Genomic DNA, 19,501 nt, shown 5'->3' on the forward strand with positions numbered 1-19,501 from the left:
CAGCGTCAGAAGCTCAAGGTGCCAGTCACGTACGCCGAGCGAGCGTTGCCCGGGTTGTGCTGGGCCCCTGTGGCGCCGAAGTCCTTGTACCAGATGGACGTGTCGTAGGACTGGTCGAGCAGGTTGCTCACCTCGGCGCCGACCGAGATGGCCTCCGTGACGTCGTAGGCCGCGCTCGCGTTGACGACGACGTAGTCGCCGACCTTCCGCGCGCCTTGCTCGGGGGTGAAGTTCTCCTTGTTCAGGTGGTAATCGCCCTGCGCGTGGAAGAAGAGCGAGACGAGCAGGTCCCGCGCGGGGTGAACGTCGATCCCGCCCTTGGCGCTGAAGCTCGGGACGTGATTGAGCTCCTTGCCCTTGTTCGCGGCGAGCGCCGGCCCGGGCTCGACCTGCTCGGAGAAGGTGCGGCTGAACGCGCCCCACACCGAGAGGAAATCGTACGGCCGGAGCGTGAGCTCGACGTCGAAGCCGCGGCGCACCGTCTCACCGACGTTCTCGAGGTCGCCGGAGCCGTCGCCCTTGTCCCGCACCTCGCCGCTCGCGCGCTGCTCCCAGAAGGCGAGGTGGCTCGTGATCCACGGAAAGACGCTCGACCGATAGCCGATCTCCCAGCCGTCGTTGATCGAGGGATCGAGCGGCGTGCCCTGAACGGCATAAGCACCCTTGCCCGTGCCGATCTGGAACGTGCGCCCGTAGTTGGCATACAGGCTCTGTCCCTTCACCGGCGTGACCATGACACTCGCCTTCGGCTGCCAGATGAAGCCGTAGTCGTTGAGGTCGTAATCGACCCTGCGGGCCGCCTCGCCGCCGGGCTGCTCCAGGAAGCTGCCGGCGCCGGCCAGGCGGTCGGCCCGCAGCGCGGCGACCAGCTTGATCGGCTTGATCGGGCTCGCGCTCGCCTGCACGTAGGAGCCGGCGGCGTGGAGCATGAAGTCCTCGTCGCGGAACGCGGGGCCTCGCCGCTCGCGAGCGACCGTGGGGATGCGCTGGTACCGGTTGTCCTGGAGCTGGTAGTCGACGCCCCACTCGACGGTGAGGTCGAGCGCCCGGGGGTCGCGCGTGCGGTACGTGAGCACCGAGATCGCGCCGTACTGCCGATCGTCCTCGATCCGCAGCTGCTGATCGAGGTCGGGATCGAACTTCACCCACCGATCCCTCAGGAACGCCTGCCCGTAGCCCTTCAGCTGCCACGAGAGGCCCCGGGCGAGCTCGTGATCGAGGTGGACGCTCGCGTGGAGGGTCGTCTGCCGGCCGCCGTCGGTCGCCGACTGGGCGGGCGACGCCGTGGGGCGCGAGCGCGCGTCCTCGGCGGACAGGTAGCCTGGGGCGTCGGCGTCGAGGAGCATGCCGCGCAGGATGAGCCCGACCCGGAGCTCCCTGGACGGCTCGTAGAACCACTTGGCCGAGCCTGCGACCTTGTCGGTCCTGGCGTGATCGCGGTGGTTGTCCGAGCCGCGGTAGCCGGCGAAATAGGTCTGGCTCAGCGTGTCGCTCTCCGAGGCGACGAGCACCTGGGGCTCGACGGTCCAGAAGCTCCCGGTGAGGAGCCGGGCGATGCGCTCATTGCCTGTCTTGCGGGTGATGACATGGATGTTGCCCGCGACGTTGTTCAGGCCGTAGCGCGGGTCGTTCGTACCCTTGACGACCTCCATCCGCTCGATCTCGAGCGGGAAGACGGCCTTCATGTCGGGGAGGCCGACGTGGTGGTTGCTGGGGATGCCGTCGATGAGGAGCTTCGTGTGGGCGACGTCGCCCTGCGTGTTGAAGCCGCGGAGCCCCACGTCGGCGTTGATGATTCCCTGGTTGAACGACTCGACGGTGACCGCCGGCGCGCGCCGGAGCAGCTCGAGCGGCTCGGCCGCGCTCTGCTTCTGGAGCTCCTCGGCGCCGAGGACATCGACCGAGGCCACGATGTCGGCGCTGTCGAGGGGGCCGATCCGCTGGCCGATGACGAGGATCTCCTCGCCGGCAGCGGCGGCGGTCGAGAGGAGCGCGGCGAGGGCGGTGGCGAGGCCGGAGGTGCGCGCGCGCGGGGTCATGACAGGACCTCGGGCGCGGGGGCGGCGGCCGCGCTGCTGCGCGAGGGGAGCGGGGGAGCCGCGTCGCCCGGGGGGTCGAAGTGCCGGCGGTACAGCGCGATGACCTCGGCCTCGGACACGCCGGCGGCGCTCGTGACCTCGACGAGCCGGCCGGCCTTCATGACGCCGATCCGGCGCGCGATGCTCGCGACGGCGCCGAGGTCGTGGGTCACCATCAGCACGGCGGCGCCGCGGTCGCTCTCGCGCCGGATCGCGCTGCAGAGCTCGCGGACGGCGCCTGGATCCAGCCCGGAGGTCGGCTCGTCGAGGAGCAGGGCGGCGGCGCGCTTCGCCTGCGAGAGGGCGAGCACGACCTTCTGCCGCATGCCTTTGGAGTAGCCGCTCGCCGGGCGGTGCACTGCGCCTTCCGGCAGCCCAGCCGCGGTGAGCAGCCGCGAGAGCTCCGCGGAGGAAAGCGCGCGCGCCTGCGACAGGCCGAGGAAATACGCGAGGTTCTCGCAGCCGCTGAGGTGCGGGTAGAGCCGCACCTGCTCGGGGACGTAGGCGATCTTCCGCCGCGCCCCGAGCGGATCGGCCTCCACGTGGGCGGCGCCCACGTACGCGGCGCCGGAGGAAGGCCGCGTGAAGCCGAGGAAGAGGTTCAGCGTGGTGGTCTTGCCCGCCCCGTTGGGGCCGAGGAGGCAGAACACCTCTCCGGCCGGGACCTCGAGATCGAGCGCGTCGAGCGCGGGCGCGCCCCCGTAGGACTTCGAAAGCTTGTTCGCCGTGAGCATGGCTGGTCCGCCGGGACATCGCCGCCGGCGGCGCACCGTATGCGATCGATGTATCGAAAAGTCAATTGCAAACTAGATGCAATTGTATCTGTAGTGCCGGGGGTAGACCGGTCGGCGGCGTGGAGGCCGAACGCCGCCCCTCCCTGGACGACGTGGCGCGGGGCTTGTTCGCAGGCGCGTCGCGGCGTGTCCGTGCGCTCCGGACGATCGTGTGGGTCAACCCGGGGGGCGAGGGCGGCTGCGCCATGGCCTGGGTCGAGGCCGGCGCTCCGGCTGAGGTCGGGTATCGGCTCCGCGCCGGCGGGCCGCGCCCGTGATAGCGTGCTTGCCGCCAGCGCGGGGGGGCGGCGCTCCGTTCCTTTCCTCTGCGCGCGGCGGAGAGAGGGGGACACCGTGCGGCTGAAGGACAAGATCGCGCTCATCACCGGGGCGAGCAGGGGAATCGGCAAGGCCAGCGCGCTCGCGCTGAGCCGGGAGGGGGCCGTCGTGGTCGGCGTGGCGCGCACCGCGGCCGATCTGGCGGCGCTCGAGCGGGAGATCCGCGATGCGGGCGGCCGCGGGCTGATGATCGAGGCCGACGTCACCCGCGCCGCGTCCGTCGCCGCGTGCGTGGAGCGGGCGGTCCGCGAGCTCGGGCGGGTCGACATCCTCGTCAACAACGCGGGCATCGGCGGGTACCGGCCCTTCCTCGAGTGGTCGGAGGACGACTACGACCGCATCATGGCGACGAACGTGAAGGGGACCTGGCTTTTCTGCCGCGAGGTGATCCCGCACATGCGCCGCCAGGGCGGCGGCCACATCATCAACGTCGCCAGCGTCGCCGGCCTGCAGGGCTATCCGAGCGAGGCCATCTACTGCGCCTCCAAGTTCGCGCAGATGGGCCTGACCCAGGCGCTCGATCGCGAGTTCTGGCAGGACAACATCAAGGTGAGCGCCGTCTGTCCGGGCGGCGTCGAGACCCACTTCGCCCTCGGCGACGGGCGCACCGCCGGCTCGGAGCGCATGCGCGGCTTCTCCACGCCGGAGGACGTGGCCGAGGCCGTGGTGCTCGCCGCGCTGCCGCGGGACCGCTCGCGCATCGTGCAGATCGTCATGCGGCCCATGAACGAAGCCACGTAGAGCGTGGGCTCGGCGCGCGCGCTCAGACCGCGGCGCGCGGCCTCGCCAGCGTCTCCCATGCTGCCATCGCGCAGTCGACGATCGCCTGGAGCGCCTCGCGCGAGGCGCCGTCGCGGGCTTGCAGGGAGAGGCCCTGGAGCACGGTGGTGTAGAAGGCGGCGAGCGCCGCCGTGTCGGTGCCCGCCGGCACGTCGCCCTCGACGACGCCGCGATCCAGCCGGCGCCGGAGCGCGTCGAGCGCCGCCCGCCGGCACCCGGCGAGGTAGGCGCGCACGCGCTCGTTCTCCGGCGTGCCGAGCGTCGCGGCGAGCACGATCATGCAGCCGCTCGGCTTGCCCGGCGCCGCGTACCCCTCCACGTTGCCTCGCAGCATCGCCTCGACCGCCCTGCGCGCCGTCGGCTCGTCGCTCATGGCCCGGTTCGTCGCCGCGCCCTCGACCTCGCTGTAGAGCGCCACGGCCTCGCGAAACAGCGCCTCCTTGCAGCCGAACGCGGCGTAGAGGCTCGGCGAATTGATGCCCATCGCGGCCGTGAGATCGCTGAGCGAGGTGCCCTCGTAGCCCCGCTCCCAGAACACCTCCATCGCCCGCCGCAAGGCGGCGTCCCGATCGAAGCTGCGAGGGCGACCCCGTCCGACCATCATCGAGACCTTTCTGTATTTCTGTGACGATCGATAAAAAATTGATTGACCACCGGTCACGGGACAACGTATATATTCTGTGTCGATCTGTACAGAAAAGAGGTAGCGATGGCGGAGTTTGCAGGCAAGGTGGCGCTGGTGACCGGGGGTAGCCGTGGGATTGGCGCGGCGATCGTCAAGCGGCTGGCGCGGGGCGGGGCGGATGTGGCGCTGACGTACGTGAGCGCCGCGGACAAGGGGCGCTCGGTGATCGCCGACGTCGAGGCGGCGGGCCGGCGGGGGATGGCGATCGCGGCGGACACCGCGGATCCGGCTGCGATCGTCGGCGCGGTCGAGCGGACGGTGGCCGAGCTCGGCAGGCTGGACATCCTCGTCAACAACGCCGGTGTCGCCATCATGGCGCCGATCGAGGCCGTGACGCTCGCGGATCTGGACAAGACGCTGGGGATCCATGTGCGGGGCGTCTTCCTCGCCTCGCAGGCCGCGGCGCGGCACATGGGCGCCGGCGGGCGCATCATCAGCATCGGCAGCTGCCTCGCCGACCGGGTGCCGGGGCCGGGAATCGCGCTGTACTCCATGAGCAAGTCCGCGCTGGTCGGCCTCACGAAGGGCCTCGCCCGCGATCTCGGGCCGCGCGGCATCACCGCCAACCTCATCCAGCCCGGCCCGATCGACACGGACATGAACCCGGCCAACGGCGCTGGAGCGGAGTTGCAGCGGAGCATGCTCGCGCTAGGTCACTACGGCAACACCGACGACATCGCCGCCACGGTCGCTCACCTTGCCGGCGAGGGCGGGCGCTTCATCACCGGAGCGACGATCACCATCGACGGCGGGTTCACGGCCTGAGGGGGGCCGCGCGGCCCGCCATGGCGCCGCCACCCGCTCGACGTGCATGACTCACGCGGGCATCGCGTAATCTCGGCCTTCTCCTCGCTGGCACGCGATCTGCCGTGGGTGCCATGCATGGGAGACGCGGACATCACCTTGCGCCACCTCGCCCGCAGGCGCCCCGGGGACCTGGCGCGCGCCTTCGTCCCGGAGGGCCATCGCACCGAGGTCGTCGGCTGGGTGGACAGCCAGGTCACGAACATCGAGCGCCGCCTCGACAAGGCGCTTCGCCTGCAGGTCGACGGCGAGCCGCGGGTGCTGCATGTCGAGTTCTGCTTCGCGCTCCGTGACGACATACCGGATCGCGTCCTCGAATACCTCGGCTTCCTCTTCACCGCGCTCCGGCTCGAAGCCCCCGGTGAGCCTGTGCCGCCGATCGAGAGCGTCGTCGTGGTCCTCTCGGGCAGAAAGCGACGCTTACGTGCAACGGGCCAACGCTGCACCGCATGGCCAGGTCGGCCGTTCAGCGGGACCCACTTCCGCGTAGATGCCGTCTACCAGCGCACGGTCGCCGAGCTACGGGCGCGCGGCAGCGTGCTCTGGCTGGTGTTCGCCCCGCTGGCGCGGGACGCGACCGCGGTGGCGTTGCGGGAGGTCGTCGCGGAGATCCACGCGGGGGCAAAGGCCGCGACGGAGCGGGCCGAGCTGTACACGGCGCTGCTGGTGATGGCCGCCATCGATCCCTGGGGGCATAATCTGCGGAAGGAGCTCATCGACATGGTGGAGGACAAGGAAGAGGGGCTGCTGCGGCGCACGCCGATCATCGGAGAGATGATCATCGAGGCCGAGCGACGAGGCGAGCTGCGGGGCGAGCTGCGAGGCGAGCTTCGTGGCGAAGAACGAGCACAGGAGGCGATTGCAGAGCTGCTCGGTCGCCTCTTCGCGCGGCGGATCGGGCGACGGCCGACGGCTGACGAAGCGCGTTCGATCCTCGAGCGAGCCCGCGCGAACGGACCGGGTGAGGTCACGGATGCCATGCTCGATCTCGAGGGCGAGGCGCTGGTCCGCTGGCTCGCGGAGCCGATTCGCCACTCGTGAGCTCCCGCGAGAGGCGTGGAGATCGGGCGCGTGGCCGTCGAGCGTCGCCCCGCTCGGGACGAGGCGTATCAGGCCGGCCGCGCCACCCTCAGAGCGACTCCAGGTAAGCGACCAGGGCGCGCCGATCCCCGGCCGACAGGTGGGCCGTGTGGCCCATGGAGCCGTCCACCCCCTCGACCAGCGCGAGCAGCGTCGGGTAGCGGCCGTCGTGGTAGTACGGCGCGGACCGGCCGACGAAGCGCAGCGAGGGCGTCTCGAAGGAGCGCTCCGTCTCGAAGCGCGTCGCGCTCCGCACGTCGTGCCGCGCGCCGTCGGTGGTCAGCTCGTCGCCGACATGGCAGCTCGAGCAGCCCGCCTCGCGGGCGTGGAAGAGCTCCTCGCCGCGCGCGGCGAGGGCCGCGCGGGCGCCGGCCGCCGCGGCTGTCGGCTCTGCGGCTGCCGCTTCTACGGCGCCGGCCGGCGCCGCCGCGAGCGCGGCGCGCTCCTCGGCCGTGAGGACCGCCGCCTCGGCCGGCGGCTCCATGCCGCGGAGGTACGCGAAGATGGCGTCGCGCTCCTTCGCGCTCAGGCCGGTGCCCGCGAGCCGGGACATGGTCCGCGCGAAATGGCTCTCCAGGTCCTTCTTGCTGCCCTCCCAGCCGTACGGCGCGGTGCCGTCGAGCCGCCCCATGAGCATCGGCGTCTGGCGCGGCCCCTCCGGCGTCGACCAGGTGAGCGCGTCGTCGCGGCCGTCGGGGTGGCAGCTGGCGCAGGCGCGGCCGTCGAACGCGACGCGACGGCCGCCGGCCGCGTGGAAGAGCCGCTGGCCCTCCGCGCGCTGCTCGTCGAGGCGCGACGCGCGGGGCAGGGCGATGACCGGCAGCTCGCCCGCGAGCTCCTTGCCGCTGGCGCCGATCGCGGTCGGCCCCGGGTCGCGCGCGGCAGGAAGGATCGTGAGCGCGCCGTCGAACCGGGAGAAGACCACGGCGCGCCGGCGTGCGCCGTCGACCGCGATGGCGGTGGGCCCGGCGCCCACGCGGGCGCGGAAGAGCTCGCGATCCCGCACCGATCCGGTCCGCTGCGGCTTGCCGGGGATCTGGGCGCGGGCGTCGTAGGCGATCACCTCGTCGTGGCCGAGGCACGCGACGAGCAGCACCTCGTCCCCGGGCTCGATCGCCGCCGCCCGCGGGAGCCGGCAGCCGCCGAGCCCGAGGTGGGTCGAGACCGGCGGGACGTCCGCGCGTTCACCCATCGCGTCGACGACCGCGATGTGCTCGATCACGGTGTGGACGAGCGCGCTGCCGTAACCGCCGGCGCCCGTCGCGGGCCCCGGATCGACGAGCGCGATGGGCGCGAAGACCGCGCCGCTCGCGGCGCGCGCCAGCGCGAATCCCTGGGAGCCGCGGCGCTCCACGCTCACCGTCGGGCGGCGCATCTGGAACGGCGTCCCGTCTTCCAGATCGAAGGACACTTTCCGCGACGGTCCGCTCGAGCTGCGGGGGAAAGGCTTGGCGAGCTTCGACGTCGATCTCGGGGCGCGCCGCTCCGCCCCGTCGGTCGACAGCTCCCGCGCGCCGGTCGGCGCGCCGCCTTCGCCGAGCGTCACGACGCTGATGCGGCCGCCGACCGCGTGGGAGACGAACGCGCGCCGGCCGTCGCTCGACGCGACGACCGCGCTGGGATCGCGGGCGAGCGGGAGCTCGCCGGTGCGCCGGAGGTCGGCTGTCGCGAGGCTGGTGAGCGCGTGGCCCCAGCGGCTCGCGACGAGCAGCGTGGCGCGATCCGGCGTCATCGCGAGGCCCACCGGCTCGCTCGCCACGGGCACCAGGCACCTTCGCTCGAGCGGGGCGGCAGGGCTCACCGGCTCCAGCACCTCGAGCAGGGCGCGGTCGCGCAGCGAGGCCACGACACGGCCGTCGCCCAGCACGATCACCTGGGCGGGCCGGCCCGCGAGCGGCGTGCGCGCGAGCGCGGCGCGGGCGTCGATGTCGACGGTGTGGAGGGCGGCGTCGTCCTCGTCGGCGACGAAGGCGAGGGTGCGCCCGCCGAGCTCCGCGAGGGCGACGCCGGAGCCGGCGTGGGTCGCGTCGAGGGGCGCGGGCGCGGGGCCCGCCGCGCGCCGGGCGCAGATGGGCGGCGGCGCCTCCGCCGCGGCAGGGGGGCTGGGCGGCGGCGCGGGGGCCGGGTCGCGCGGGGAGGGGGCGCAGGCGAGGGCGAGGAGGGCGAGGGCGGTCGGAGCGGCGGCTCTCATGCCTGGACCATCGGCCCAGCGGGCGAGAGTGTGACAGGGGCATCGCGGCGGGATGGTCGCTCGCCTGGCCTGGCCGGGCTGGAGCGCCGGAGGATGAACCTGCCTGCTCTCGCGAAGGGTTTCCACCGGGATGCATGCCCCTCAGCGACGACATCCCCGCTGCGAGGATGCGCGTTCCATAGAGCTGATGAGCGCGTGGACATCGTGGAACCGGGGACACGGGTGGCCAACTGGGATGCTGCCTGGGACGCTTGACAGCGCGGGTCCGGCGTCGGATACGCTATCTATCCACGATGCATTTGAGCGGCGCGACGGGGCTGGGTTGGAGCTCAAGGCGCTCCACGCGCCAGGCCCGCGTCGAAACAGAACGGTTCCCGGATCGGAGAAGCAAGCATGTCAGAGGCTCTAGGAGAGCTCGTCAAGCCCGTCATCGTCGGCCGTTCCAGCTCGCACTTCACGCGTGTCACGCGGATCTTCGCCGCGGAGATGGGGGTCGACTGTTCGCTCGAGGTCGTCCGGGACCTCATGTCGTCCAACGCGGCGGACTACGGGGGCAACCCCGCGCTCAAGATGCCGGCTCTCCGGACATCCCGCGGCGTGTGGTTCGGCGCGCTCAATATCTGCCGCGAGCTGTCGCGGCAGTCGAAGCGCGCGGTACGCACGGTATGGCCGGAGGACCTCAACCAACCCCTCCTCGCGAACGCCCAGGAGCTCGTCGTTCATGCCATGGCGACGGAGGTCGGGCTGATCATGGCCGGCGCCGCCGGGGCCGGCGACGGAAGCGCGCACCATGCCAAGCAGAGAACGAGCCTCATGAACACCATGTCATGGCTGGAGGACAACGCGAGTCACGCGCTCGCCGCGCTCCCGTCGGACAGGGATCTGAGCTACCTGGAAGTCGCGCTGTTCTGCCTCGTCACGCATCTGGAGTTCCGGCGCGTCCTGCCGACCGAGCCCTATCCGGCGCTGAACGGCTTCTGTCGAGAGTTCGCGGCGCGGGCGTCCGCCGGCGAGACCACCTACCGGTTCGACCCCTGAGCGCAGCCCGCCTGCGGCAGATCGCAACGACGTTGGGCAGCTGGCGACCTGCGCAGATCCATCTCGCACCTTCCCGGATCGATGCCGTCTACCAGCACACGATCGGCGAGCTGCGGGCGCGCGGCAGCGTCCTCTGGCTGGTGTTCACCCCCCTCGCACGGAACGCGACCGCGGCGGCGCTGCGGGACGTCGTCGCGGAGATTCACGCCGGGGCGGCGACGGCTGCGGAGCGGGCCGAGCTGTACACGGCGCTGCTGGTGATGGCGGCCATCGATCCCTGGGGGCATAATCTGATGAAGGAGCTCGTCAACATGGTGGAGGACAAGGAAGAGGGGCTGCTCCGGCGCACACCGATCATCGGGGAGCTGATCACCGAGGCCGAGCAGCGTGGAGAGGAGAAGGCGATCGCTGAGCTGCTCGGTCGCCTCTTCGCGCGGCGGACCGGCCGACGGCCGACGGCGGAAGAAGAGCGCTCGATCCTCGATCGAGCCCGCGCGAGCGGTCCGGGCGAGGTCGAGGATGCCTTGCTCGATCTCGAGAGCGAGGCGCTGATTCGCTGGCTCGCTGAGCCCGTGCGGAGCTCGTGAGCTCGCGCGGGAGCATGGCACGTTTGGCGCGCGACCGTCGTTCTGCAGGCACGTCATGCAGCAGCCGAATCGGCGCGGCGCAACGACGCGACGTCATCCTGCGCACGCGCTCCACCCGCGTCCACACGGGCAATTGGCTCGTGATTCCGGGTGGTTGAGCGCGCAGAAACAGCCCGGGGCGTCGAGGAGACGTGCGGCGCTGCCTCCCGCGGCGTCAGCCGCGTAGCATCCCTCCATGGCGACGTTCCTCGATGTGCTCATGGGCCTCGGTCTCATCGTGATGGTCGCGGGCCAGATCTGGCTCTGTATCAGCGCGTTCAAGACGAACGCTGCCTGGGGCGTCGTCGTCCTGCTCCTGCCGTGCTGGGGCGCCCTCCTCTTCGTCGTCGTTCATCGGAAGGGCGACGAGGCGCAGCCCTTCATCATCGTGATGGCCGGCGCGCTGCTCGCCGCCGGGGCCGGAGGTGCCAAGCGGGTGTTCGGGCAAGGGGGTCGACCCGCGGAGGCCGGATCCTCTCTGCCAGCGTCGGTGCCACCACCGAGCGTGACGGCGGACACACCGAGAGCGCAGGAGCTGCCGCGGGTCGAGGCGCTCCGCCGCGCGTGCGAGGCCGCGCGGAGCCAGATCTACAGGGGAGCCCCGTTTCCACCGCTCGCGACCGAGGGCTGGCAGGTCACGCTGTGGTTGGCCAGCGCGAAAGGCGAGAGCTTGCACGACCACCCGGCGCTCGTCGCCGCGGTGTCCAGAGGCCAATTGACGGCGGATGCGGACGAGGAGCTCGCGACCGTGACGGACGGCACCGCGGAGCTCGCCGATGGGCTCGCGCCCGAGGCGGTGACGGCCGCGCCGGCCTTCCGCGCCGCGGCGATCCGGATGGGGGGAGGATACGCGCGGGCCTACCTCGAAGATGCCTCTCGAAGGCGCTTCGTCGCGCTCGCCGACCGGCTGCTCACCGCCACGGGCGCCGAGATGGGCGCGCTCTATGGACAGTGCGCGCACCTGAAGACGCACGAGCTCGGGTCGTGGTTCCGCGGCGCCGACGCGGCCGGCGCGGCGGCGGCGCTCGTCTACCAGATGGGCATGTTCAGCGAGCGATCGGCGGTGAACCGGGCAGTCCTCGCCAACATCGACCACCACGACGAGCTCGCGGCGCTCCAGAAGGCCGCCGCGAGGATGCCTGCGACCGACCTCGCCGCCCTCGTCGCGCGGCACGGCGGCGCGCTGAGGAAGGCGCCGGGCGTGACCATCACGTTCGGCCTCGGCGCGCCGATGCGCGCGACCTCCGCGAGCCGGGCCGTCGCCGGGAAGATGGGAGTCGGGGCGGATCCGAACTGAATACTGGAGAAGCGGGCGCTCCTCGATCGCGCTCGCGCGTCAGGGCGACGCGAGATCGAGAATGCCTCGTTCGCGCGTCGGGGCCGGGCAGACCACCCGACGACACCGGCGAAGGCGCCCGCTCAGATGCCGTGGCCGATCTCCACGCCGAGGACTCCGCTGAACCCGAGGTAATCGTCTCGCACCACCGTGTCGAAGCCGGGGACCGCCGTGAAGCTCGCGCCCACGTAGGGCCTGAACCACGGCGCGTCGTCCGGCTGGTACCCGAGGCGCAGCCCCGTATCGACGACCAGGCCGAGGGAGGAGTCCTTGCCTGCGAAGAGCTCGTCCTCCCACGCGCTCACGCGGCGTCCGTCGGGCGTCTTGCGATCGCTGCCCTGCAAGTAGAAGCCGAACCCGCCGTAGCCGACCGTGATCGGGATCTGGACCGCCAGCGCTTCCGCGAAGGGCAGCCGGAACGAGAGCCCCACGTGCGCGCCCAGCATGGATCCGTCGGACTTGAGCTCGAGCGTGCGTTGCCCCTTGTAGGTCTGCCCTCCGGGCAGCGCGACCTCGAAGGTGGCCGGATTCATGGGCCCCGGTCGCCCGAGCCCACCCAGGCCGAGGCGCACCAGGCCGCTGGCGAAGGTCACGCCGGCGGCGAACGCCGGCCCATGCGACACGTGTCCTCCAAGGCCCATCACGCGCCACTCGAGGTCGACGAAGCCGCCCACCGGGACGTCCGGCGCGCGCCGGCGCGCGCCGCGCGCGTCCGCGTCCGCGGTCTGCCCGGCATCGAAGGCGCCCGCGCCGGCGCGCACGGCGGCCCCGGACCCGGCGCCCGGAGCCTGCGCGTCGGCCCGCGCGGCCCCGAGCAGGAGCGCGAGGCACGCGCTCGACGCGAGCGTCATGAGGTGAAGGCCGCGGCCGCGGCGGTCAGTGAGCGACACGCGAGCCTCCTTGGCCGAAAGCGAAGCGCGCTCCGAAGGAGCCCTCGAGCAGGAACTTGCCGTTGTCGCCGTTGAATCCAAAGCTGCCTCCCGCGCTGGCGTCGAGGGTGAGGAGAACGTGCTCGGACACGGCGTAGCCGGCGCCCGCCGTCAGGACCTGCACCAGGTCGGCCAGCTCCGTGGTCGGATCGAGCTCCAGCTCGAAGCCGACGGTGGCCCCGGCGCGGAGCAGCCACGCCTCGCCGAGCGCGACGTGAGCGACCATCGATAGCTCGTCGACGTGCCGGAGCGCCGACGCGGGCGCGTCGCGGCCTCCCCCGGCGCTGCTTCCCCCGTCGCCGCCTCCGACATCCCGGAGCGCCAGGAACCCCGTCTTGAGGCGTAGATCGAGCTCGATCGGGCCGTGCGTCACGAGCGGCATCAGGAAGACCGCAGCGCCCGAGGCGCCGCTCGCGCCTGTCACCGTTCGCCCCCCCATGTACGCTCGCTCGAGGGCCCAGAAGGAGGCAGCGGCTCCGAGCTGCGCCCCACCCGCGAGGCGCACGCGGCCGTCGAGCTCCAGGCCGCCGCCCGTGTCCCTGCCCACGAGGCGTGATCCAAGGACGAGGCGAGCCTCCGCGGGCACCGAACCCGCGGAATCGGCGCCGCGGGGCGCGGCCTCCGGCGGCGGGGATGCCCCCGTGGCCTCGGCCGCGCGGGCGCCCAGAGGCGGCAGCAGCGCGCTCAAGAACGCGAGGAGGCGGAGCAGACGGCCCCGCCTCGGCCCATCGAACGTGTGGCGTACGAGCATGCACGCAGGATGGTCAGCGCCCGCTCATGCCGGTAGCGATAGAATACGGCTTAAAGTTATTTCAATTCAGAATAAATTGAGCCATGGATCGGTTCCTCGCGCTGCGCGTGTTCTGCAAGGTGGCGGACAGCGGCAGCTTCTCGCGGGCGGCGCGCGAGCTCTCCATGACGCAATCGGCCGCGAGCCGCGGGATCGCCGATCTGGAGTCGCGCCTCGGTCTCCGGCTGTTCGAGCGCACCACCCGGCGCGTCGCGCTCACCCTGGAGGGGCGCGCGTACTACGAGCAGATCGAGGAGCACGTGCGCGCGCTCGAGGACGCGGAGCTCCGCGCCGCGTCCGGCTTCGGGGACCTCGCGGGCCGCGTGAAGCTCTCGGCGCCCGGGGCGCTCGGCCGCCGCCTCCTCTTGCCGGAGCTCGTGCGGATCATGCATGAGTCGCCGGGGCTCGTCGTGGACGCCGCGCTCACCGATCAGCGGGTCGACCTCGTGGCAGGCGCGTTCGATTTCGCGCTTCGCGTCGGCGTCCGCAGCGAGCCGTCGTTCATCGAGCGAACGCTGGGGACCTCGCCCCAGTGGCTCGTCGGCAGCGCCGGCCTGTTCGCGGCCAAGCCGGCGCCGACCTCCATGTCGGAGCTCGCCGCGGTGCGGGTCGTGGCGAGCGGCGGGGTGCGCGATCTCGAGAAGCTGGGGCTCACCGTCAGGCTCACGACCGACGACATCGAGACGAACCTCAGGGCGGTGGAGGCAGGGCTCGGCGTGAGCGTGCTCCCGCGCTGGCTGGTCGCGCGCCGGGTCCAGGAGGGGCGCCTGATCCGGCTCTTGCCCAGGCTCCCGCTGCCGAGCCCGCCCCTCGTCGCCGTCTACCCCCGGCGGCTCCGGCGCGTGGCGCGCCAGGTGCTGGAGCGGCTGGAGCGGCACCTCCAGAAGGAGCTCACCTCCGACGGATGAGCGCCCGCCGGGAAGGGCCGGCGCTCACAGCGACTGGTGCCCGAGGCGCACCTGCATCGACGGGTGGCGGGCGGCGAGGGCGCGGAGGAAGGCGAGGCTCTCGGCGCTCCCGGCGGGGTCGGACGAGAAATTCCCGGGCTCGACGTCGTTCCGCCAGCCCCAGGCCGTGTGGCACACATCGCCGGTGAAGAGCACCGGGCCCTCGGGCGTCCGCGCGACGTAGGCGACCGAGCCCGGCGTGTGCCCCGGCGCCGAGAGCGCGAAGAGCGAGGCGTCGCCGAGCACGTCGATCACGCCCTCGCCGCCGAAGGCCCACTCCTCGAGGGGCGCGCGGCCCTCGAGGAGCTGGTCCACCGTGGACTGGGTGAGCGCATGGAACGGGCTCTCGAACGTGGACTCGCCGGGCCCGACGAAGATCGGGACGTCGCGCGCGACGTCGGGCAGGCCGAGCACGTGGTCGATGTGCAGGTGCGTGAGGAGCACGCCGGCCAGCGCCCGCTCGCCGCGAAAGGCGCCGAGGCCGGCCTCCACCCGCAAGGCGCCGAAGTTGAGCGCCTGTCCGACGGGGCCGGCGCGGAGGGGATGGTCGCTCGCCGCGAGCGCCTGCGACGCGCCCGTGTCGATGAGGTACAGGCCCCGGGCCGGGTGCGCGAGCGCGTGAAAGGTGATGTCGACCGGCTCGGCGCCGTCGGTCAGGCCGGCGGCGCGCTCGTGGGCCAGGTTGATGAGCCCGGCGCGGCTGGTCTCCCACCGCGCGCTGACGACGGTCTCGACGGTGATGGGACCGGCCTTTTCGAGGAGCGCTTCCATCGCCTGCAGCCGGATCGGCGTGCCGAGCGTGGCCCTCACCGCGCGGTGCGTCGACGCCGGAGGGTCCTTGGGCGCCGGGAGCGGCTCGGCGCACGCGCCGAGCAGGAGCGCGGAGGCGAGGAGAGCGCGGGATACGAAGCGGAAGGTGTGGTTTGACATGCCGCCAGTGTGTTCTTCGAAAAATGAATGGGTAACTGGCGAAAGTCGCATGTAGTCATACGCAGATGGATATCTCGTGGGACGACGCGCGGCTGTTCCTCGCGGTGGCGGAGGCAGGCAGCCTGAGCGCCGCCGCGCGCAAGCTGCAGATGACCCAGCCCACGGTGAGCCGGCGGCTCGCGGAGCTGGAGGCGCTCCTCGGCGAGCCCCTCTTCGACCGCGGCGTGGCCGGCACGGCGCTGACGGCGTACGGGGCCGGCCTCGTCGAGCCCGCGCAGCGGATGGCCGACTGGGCCGCCGAGCTGACCCGCGCGGCGGAGCGGCGGCACGCGCCCACGGGCGTGGTCCGGGTGACGGCGCCCCCCGGCATCGCGCACGGCTTCCTCGTCCCGTTCGCGGCGGCCTTCTGGCGGTGCGCGCCGGCGATCGAGCTGCACGTCGTGTCCACGGTGCGCCCGCTCGACCTGACGAGGCGGGAGGCGGATCTGGCGCTGCGGCTGGGCGTCCCCGTCGACGAGGACAGCGTCGCCTCGGTCGACATCGAGCTGCGCGCCTTCGCGTCGGAGCAGTACGCGGCGCGGGCGGCGGGCAAGGCCGATCCCGCGGAGCTCGCCTGGATCGGCTGGGCGCCGCCGCTCGACGACCTCTCGCCGAACAGCGCGCTCGGCCGCCTGATCCCGGGGTGGCGCCCGTCGTTCGCGTCCGACGACTACCTCGTCCAGATCCGCGCGTGCGAGCTGGGGCTCGGCGCGATGATGCTCGCGCGCGAGCACCCGCGCTTCCCGAGGCACCCGCCGCTCGTGGAGCTGAAGGTGGACCTGCCGCCCGCGCGGCGCTCGCTCGTCCTGCTCTGCCCGCGCAGCGCCCGCGCCATTCCGCGGGTGCGCGCCGTGCTCGAGCCGCTCGCGGAGAGCCTGCGCGCGTGGCGCCCGCCGAAGGCGAGGGGCGCTCGGCGCTGACGGCCTCGCGCGCCCGCGGGCTGGGCTATCTTCGATGGCCATGACCGCCGCCGCACACGCCCTGCCCGGAGGCCCCTCTCTGCGGATCGTCTGCGTGAACGACGTGTACTTGCTCGACAACCTGCCGCGTCTCGCGACCCTCGTGCGGCGCCACGCCGAAGGGCCCGCGGATCGCTTCCTGGTGGTGATGGCCGGCGACTTCCTCGCGCCGAGCCTGCTGTCGAGCCTCGATCACGGCAGGGGCATGGTCGACTGCATGAACGCGCTGCCGATCACCCACACCATCTTCGGCAACCACGAGGCCGACGTCGAGCTGCCGGAGCTCAGGGCGCGGGTGCAGGAGTTCCGGGGCACGTGGCTCAACACCAACATGCCCTCGTTCACCCCGGCGCTGCCGACGCACGAGATCCTCGACGTCTCGAGCCCCGGCGGGCGCGCTGTCCGGATCGGCCTCCTCGGCCTGCTCGTGCACGTGAAGGGCCTGTACCGGCGGGATGCGTTCGGGGGGATCGACATCGAGCCGGCGAACGAGGCGGCCCTCCGCTGGACCCGCCGGCTCCTCCGCGACGAGGGGTGCGCGTGCGTGATCCCGATCACGCACCAGAGCCGCGACCAGGACCTCGCGCTCGCGCGGGCGCAGCGCGATCCGCGCTTTCCCGTGATCCTCGGCGGCCACGAGCACGAGGTGACCCTCGACGACGTGGACGGCTGCTGGGTCGTGAAGGCCGGCACGGACGCGGAGAGCGCCGCCATCATCGACCTCGTGTGGCCGGCCTTGGCGCCGCCTGCCGGGGTGCCCGACCTGCCCGCGGTCACCGTCCGGATCGAGGAGGTCGGCGCCTATCCCGAGGATCCGGCGATGCGCGCGCGCGTCGACCGCCACATGCAGATCGTGCGGGACCTCGACGCGGCCACCCTCCTCCGGCTCCCGCCGGGCAGCGAGCTCTCGTCCGTCGGGACGCGGGCCCAGCAGACGTCGCTCGGCGCGCTGCTCTGCTCGAGGATCCGCGACGCCTTCGGGGCGGACGGGTGCCTCTTCAACGGCGGCGGCATCCGCGGCGGCCGCGTGTACCGGGAGCGCTTCACGTACGGGGATCTCAAGGCCGAGGTGCCCTTCAGCAACGAGGTGGTGGTGACCCTCCTGCCTGGCCGCGTCGTCCGCGAGGCCGTCGCAGCGTCGCGGTCGCGCGCCCCCGCCCAGCACGGCGGTTACCTCCAGATCGACGACCGAATGGCGACGGACGCCCGAGGCGCCCTGATCGCGATCGACGGCCTCCCGCTGGTCGACGATCGCGCGTACCGGATCGCCCTCCCGCGCGGGCTCCTCGGCGGCATGGATGACATCGCGCCGCTGGTCCGCTTCGCGCAGGAGCACCCGGAGAAGGTGCCGCCGGCGGACAGCGGGCGCGATCCGAAGCTCGTCCTCGTCGAGTCGTTCGCCGCGGACCTCGTCCGCCAGCTCGGGGCCTTCGAGGCGATCGACGCCGACGGGGATGGCCGCGTCTCGGCCGAGGAGCTGAGGGACGCCGTCTCGAGGACGACCTCCGAGACGCCGTCCGAGGTGGTCGTCGGCGAGATGATGAAGGCGCTCGACCGCGACGGCGACAAGCGCGTCACGCGCGGCGAGGTCGACGCGCTGTCCTCCCCGCCGGACGCGGGGGAGCGCGGTCGATCCGACCCGTGAGGGGTCTCCTTTTTTTAAGGCAGATCAGCTCACCGCGAGCGGCGCAGGCCGTCCGGCACCGCGCGCACAGCGCTCTGGATGGCGGCCCGGAGGGCGTCGCGCTGGGCGCGCTCGCTGGCCGCCGCGCCGTCCTCGACCCGCGCGCGGCCCTCGACCACGAAGAGGATGTTGCCCGTGTCGAGCTCGCGCACGGCCGCCGACACCACGCAGGCCGCCGTCAGGGTTCGCTCCCCGGTGCGCTTCGTGTCCAGGCGCACCACGGTGGCGGCGACCCCGTAGCGGCGGGTGAGCCGGAGCGGGCTCCAGTCGATCGCCGAGATCTCGGCGGACGCGTCCTGCCGCAGGAGAGGGACCACGTCGCCGAGCCGCGTGGCGGCGGGATGCACGCGGCTCCGCGCCTCGGCGAGCGTGACGCCGGCGCGGGCGCGCGGCGCCTCGGCGACGCCGCTCCGCGGGGCCGGACGGGCGTCAGCGGAGAGCGTGAGTAGCGCGACGGCGAGCGCCCAGCGTCCGATCTGCATCATCGATCCCGACCACCTCGATCGGGGGGCTATCAGGATGCGCGCGGATGGCCAACAAACCACCCGTCCAGGTCTGGCCGGTGTGCAGAGAGGGTCAGTCGATCCCGGTCTTCCCCGCGATCCAGTAGGCCTTGGCGCGCACCTCCCGCACCCCGGCCGCCCGGAGCACCTCCCGGGCCCGCTGGATCCACGCGCCGCCGCCGCAGGCCACCGCGGTGGCGACGCCCGCCGCGCGCTCGCGGAGCAAAGCGGCGGCCTCCTCGTCGGACCCCGCGAGGTCCACGGAGACGTCGAGCGATCGCGCCGCCGCCTCCGCCGCGGGGACGTTCGCCACCCGGAGCACGGCGTGGGCGCCGAGGCGGCGCGCCGAGGCCGCCACGCCGAGCGAGGTCTCGTCGCCGGTCAGGAGGCCCGCGCCTCCCAGACGGAGGGAGCGTTGCGGGCCGACGAACCGCACGACGTCGCCCGGGCGGACGGCCTCCGTCCACCGCGCGCCCGGCGCGCTCCCGTGCGCGTGGAGGAGCAGCGTGGTCCGACCGTCCGCCCAGTCGATCGGGGTGTACGTCCGCACGTCGTTCGAGGGGAGGAGCACCTGGATCTTGTCGCCGGGCTGCCAGCTGCGCGCGCGCAGCCCCTCGCCCTCGAGCACCACGCGCCGGTAGAGCGGGTGGGGCGTGTCCACGGCCTGCACTTTCGCCTCGGTCAGCACCAGCCCGCCGAGGAGCCCGAACAAGCGACCTTTTCCGGATGCCATGCGGGTCAGCGTAGTCAGCGCGACCGCGCCGCTGCGTGAAAAAGCGTGAAGGCTGCCTGGCGTGCGCCAGGGCAGCAGGGCTGCCGCTCCTACCAGGGTGGTTGCGACGGCCAGCGGCGCAGCCGGCGCGCCGCTGCGAGCCCCGTGGTGCAAGACGGGGAACCCCATGGCATCCATGCTGGCGAGCGCTGGGCGGGGCACGGCTCGGCGTCTCGAGCCGCCAGCACGCCGTCGCGAAAGCGATGCTGCTCGGGCTC

18 protein-coding genes are annotated in these 19,501 nt (G+C 72.7%); 9 read left to right on the plus strand and 9 right to left on the minus strand.

What is annotated here, in order from left to right; genetic code table 11:
* Positions 1-5: 5 nt before the first annotated feature.
* The gene (locus tag WMF34_RS44970) at positions 6-2,039 is read right to left on the minus strand and encodes a TonB-dependent receptor (RefSeq protein WP_437991673.1); all 2,034 of its coding nucleotides are present in this window, start codon (positions 2,037-2,039) and stop codon (positions 6-8) included.
* On the minus strand, positions 2,036-2,812 hold the full coding sequence (locus WMF34_RS44975; protein WP_437991674.1) for an ABC transporter ATP-binding protein: 777 nt from the start codon (positions 2,810-2,812) through the stop codon (positions 2,036-2,038). The genes WMF34_RS44970 and WMF34_RS44975 overlap by 4 nt, the downstream gene beginning before the upstream one ends.
* A gap of 393 nt (positions 2,813-3,205) precedes the next feature.
* Here WMF34_RS44975 and WMF34_RS44980 point away from each other — a divergent pair, with 393 nt between their 5' ends.
* On the plus strand, positions 3,206-3,931 hold the full coding sequence (locus tag WMF34_RS44980; RefSeq protein ID WP_437991675.1) for an SDR family oxidoreductase: 726 nt from the start codon (positions 3,206-3,208) through the stop codon (positions 3,929-3,931).
* A 22-nt stretch (positions 3,932-3,953) separates the two neighbouring features.
* Here WMF34_RS44980 and WMF34_RS44985 read toward each other — a convergent pair whose 3' ends face one another.
* The gene (locus tag WMF34_RS44985; RefSeq protein ID WP_044970424.1) at positions 3,954-4,571 is read right to left on the minus strand and encodes a TetR/AcrR family transcriptional regulator; all 618 of its coding nucleotides are present in this window, start codon (positions 4,569-4,571) and stop codon (positions 3,954-3,956) included.
* 108 nt (positions 4,572-4,679) lie between these two features.
* Here WMF34_RS44985 and WMF34_RS44990 point away from each other — a divergent pair, with 108 nt between their 5' ends.
* Positions 4,680-5,420 carry an SDR family NAD(P)-dependent oxidoreductase gene (locus WMF34_RS44990; RefSeq protein WP_012241423.1) on the plus strand — a complete coding sequence of 247 codons (741 nt, stop codon included), beginning with the start codon at positions 4,680-4,682 and terminating at the stop codon, positions 5,418-5,420.
* Positions 5,421-5,537: 117 nt separating this feature from the next.
* Complete coding sequence (locus WMF34_RS44995) at positions 5,538-6,500, plus strand: hypothetical protein (protein ID WP_012241424.1); 963 nt, start codon at positions 5,538-5,540, stop codon at positions 6,498-6,500.
* Positions 6,501-6,588: 88 nt separating this feature from the next.
* Here WMF34_RS44995 and WMF34_RS45000 read toward each other — a convergent pair whose 3' ends face one another.
* Complete coding sequence (locus WMF34_RS45000) at positions 6,589-8,730, minus strand: cytochrome C peroxidase (protein ID WP_437991676.1); 2,142 nt, start codon at positions 8,728-8,730, stop codon at positions 6,589-6,591.
* Between the two features lie 393 nt (positions 8,731-9,123).
* Between WMF34_RS45000 and WMF34_RS45005 the strand changes: the two genes are divergently transcribed.
* From WMF34_RS45005 to WMF34_RS45015, 3 genes are all read left to right on the plus strand, one after another.
* Positions 9,124-9,768 carry a glutathione S-transferase N-terminal domain-containing protein gene (locus WMF34_RS45005; protein WP_437991677.1) on the plus strand — a complete coding sequence of 215 codons (645 nt, stop codon included), beginning with the start codon at positions 9,124-9,126 and terminating at the stop codon, positions 9,766-9,768.
* 32 nt (positions 9,769-9,800) lie between these two features.
* On the plus strand, positions 9,801-10,355 hold the full coding sequence (locus tag WMF34_RS45010; RefSeq protein ID WP_437991678.1) for a hypothetical protein: 555 nt from the start codon (positions 9,801-9,803) through the stop codon (positions 10,353-10,355).
* A 235-nt stretch (positions 10,356-10,590) separates the two neighbouring features.
* Positions 10,591-11,691, plus strand: coding sequence for a hypothetical protein (locus WMF34_RS45015; RefSeq protein WP_437991679.1), 1,101 nt, complete (start codon positions 10,591-10,593; stop codon positions 11,689-11,691).
* Between the two features lie 122 nt (positions 11,692-11,813).
* Here WMF34_RS45015 and WMF34_RS45020 read toward each other — a convergent pair whose 3' ends face one another.
* Together WMF34_RS45020 and WMF34_RS45025 are read right to left on the minus strand one after the other, a co-directional pair.
* Positions 11,814-12,620: a hypothetical protein gene (locus WMF34_RS45020; RefSeq protein WP_437991680.1), complete on the minus strand. Its 807-nt coding sequence runs from the start codon at positions 12,618-12,620 to the stop codon at positions 11,814-11,816.
* Complete coding sequence (locus tag WMF34_RS45025; protein ID WP_437991681.1) at positions 12,607-13,410, minus strand: hypothetical protein; 804 nt, start codon at positions 13,408-13,410, stop codon at positions 12,607-12,609. Before WMF34_RS45025 ends, WMF34_RS45020 begins: the two co-directional genes overlap by 14 nt.
* 83 nt (positions 13,411-13,493) lie before the next feature.
* Between WMF34_RS45025 and WMF34_RS45030 the strand changes: the two genes are divergently transcribed.
* A complete protein-coding gene (locus WMF34_RS45030; RefSeq protein ID WP_437991682.1) occupies positions 13,494-14,357 on the plus strand; it encodes a LysR family transcriptional regulator in 864 nt (287 codons plus the stop codon).
* A gap of 24 nt (positions 14,358-14,381) precedes the next feature.
* Here the strand turns inward: WMF34_RS45030 and WMF34_RS45035 are convergent, their stop codons facing one another.
* On the minus strand, positions 14,382-15,326 hold the full coding sequence (locus tag WMF34_RS45035) for an MBL fold metallo-hydrolase (RefSeq protein WP_437991683.1): 945 nt from the start codon (positions 15,324-15,326) through the stop codon (positions 14,382-14,384).
* A 65-nt stretch (positions 15,327-15,391) separates the two neighbouring features.
* Here WMF34_RS45035 and WMF34_RS45040 point away from each other — a divergent pair, with 65 nt between their 5' ends.
* Positions 15,392-16,285: a LysR family transcriptional regulator gene (locus tag WMF34_RS45040; RefSeq protein WP_437991684.1), complete on the plus strand. Its 894-nt coding sequence runs from the start codon at positions 15,392-15,394 to the stop codon at positions 16,283-16,285.
* 40 nt (positions 16,286-16,325) lie between these two features.
* Positions 16,326-17,969: a 5'-nucleotidase C-terminal domain-containing protein gene (locus tag WMF34_RS45045; protein WP_437991685.1), complete on the plus strand. Its 1,644-nt coding sequence runs from the start codon at positions 16,326-16,328 to the stop codon at positions 17,967-17,969.
* A gap of 29 nt (positions 17,970-17,998) precedes the next feature.
* Here the strand turns inward: WMF34_RS45045 and WMF34_RS45050 are convergent, their stop codons facing one another.
* On the minus strand, positions 17,999-18,493 hold the full coding sequence (locus tag WMF34_RS45050; RefSeq protein WP_044967331.1) for a hypothetical protein: 495 nt from the start codon (positions 18,491-18,493) through the stop codon (positions 17,999-18,001).
* A 91-nt stretch (positions 18,494-18,584) separates the two neighbouring features.
* Positions 18,585-19,244, minus strand: a complete 660-nt coding sequence (locus WMF34_RS45055; protein WP_437991686.1) for a siderophore-interacting protein — start codon at positions 19,242-19,244, stop codon at positions 18,585-18,587.
* Positions 19,245-19,501: the final 257 nt, after the last annotated feature.

The sequence above is a fragment of the Sorangium sp. So ce145 genome, from assembly GCF_051525985.1.
GTDB classification, from domain to species: Bacteria; Myxococcota_A; Polyangia; order Polyangiales; family Polyangiaceae; genus Sorangium; species Sorangium cellulosum_B.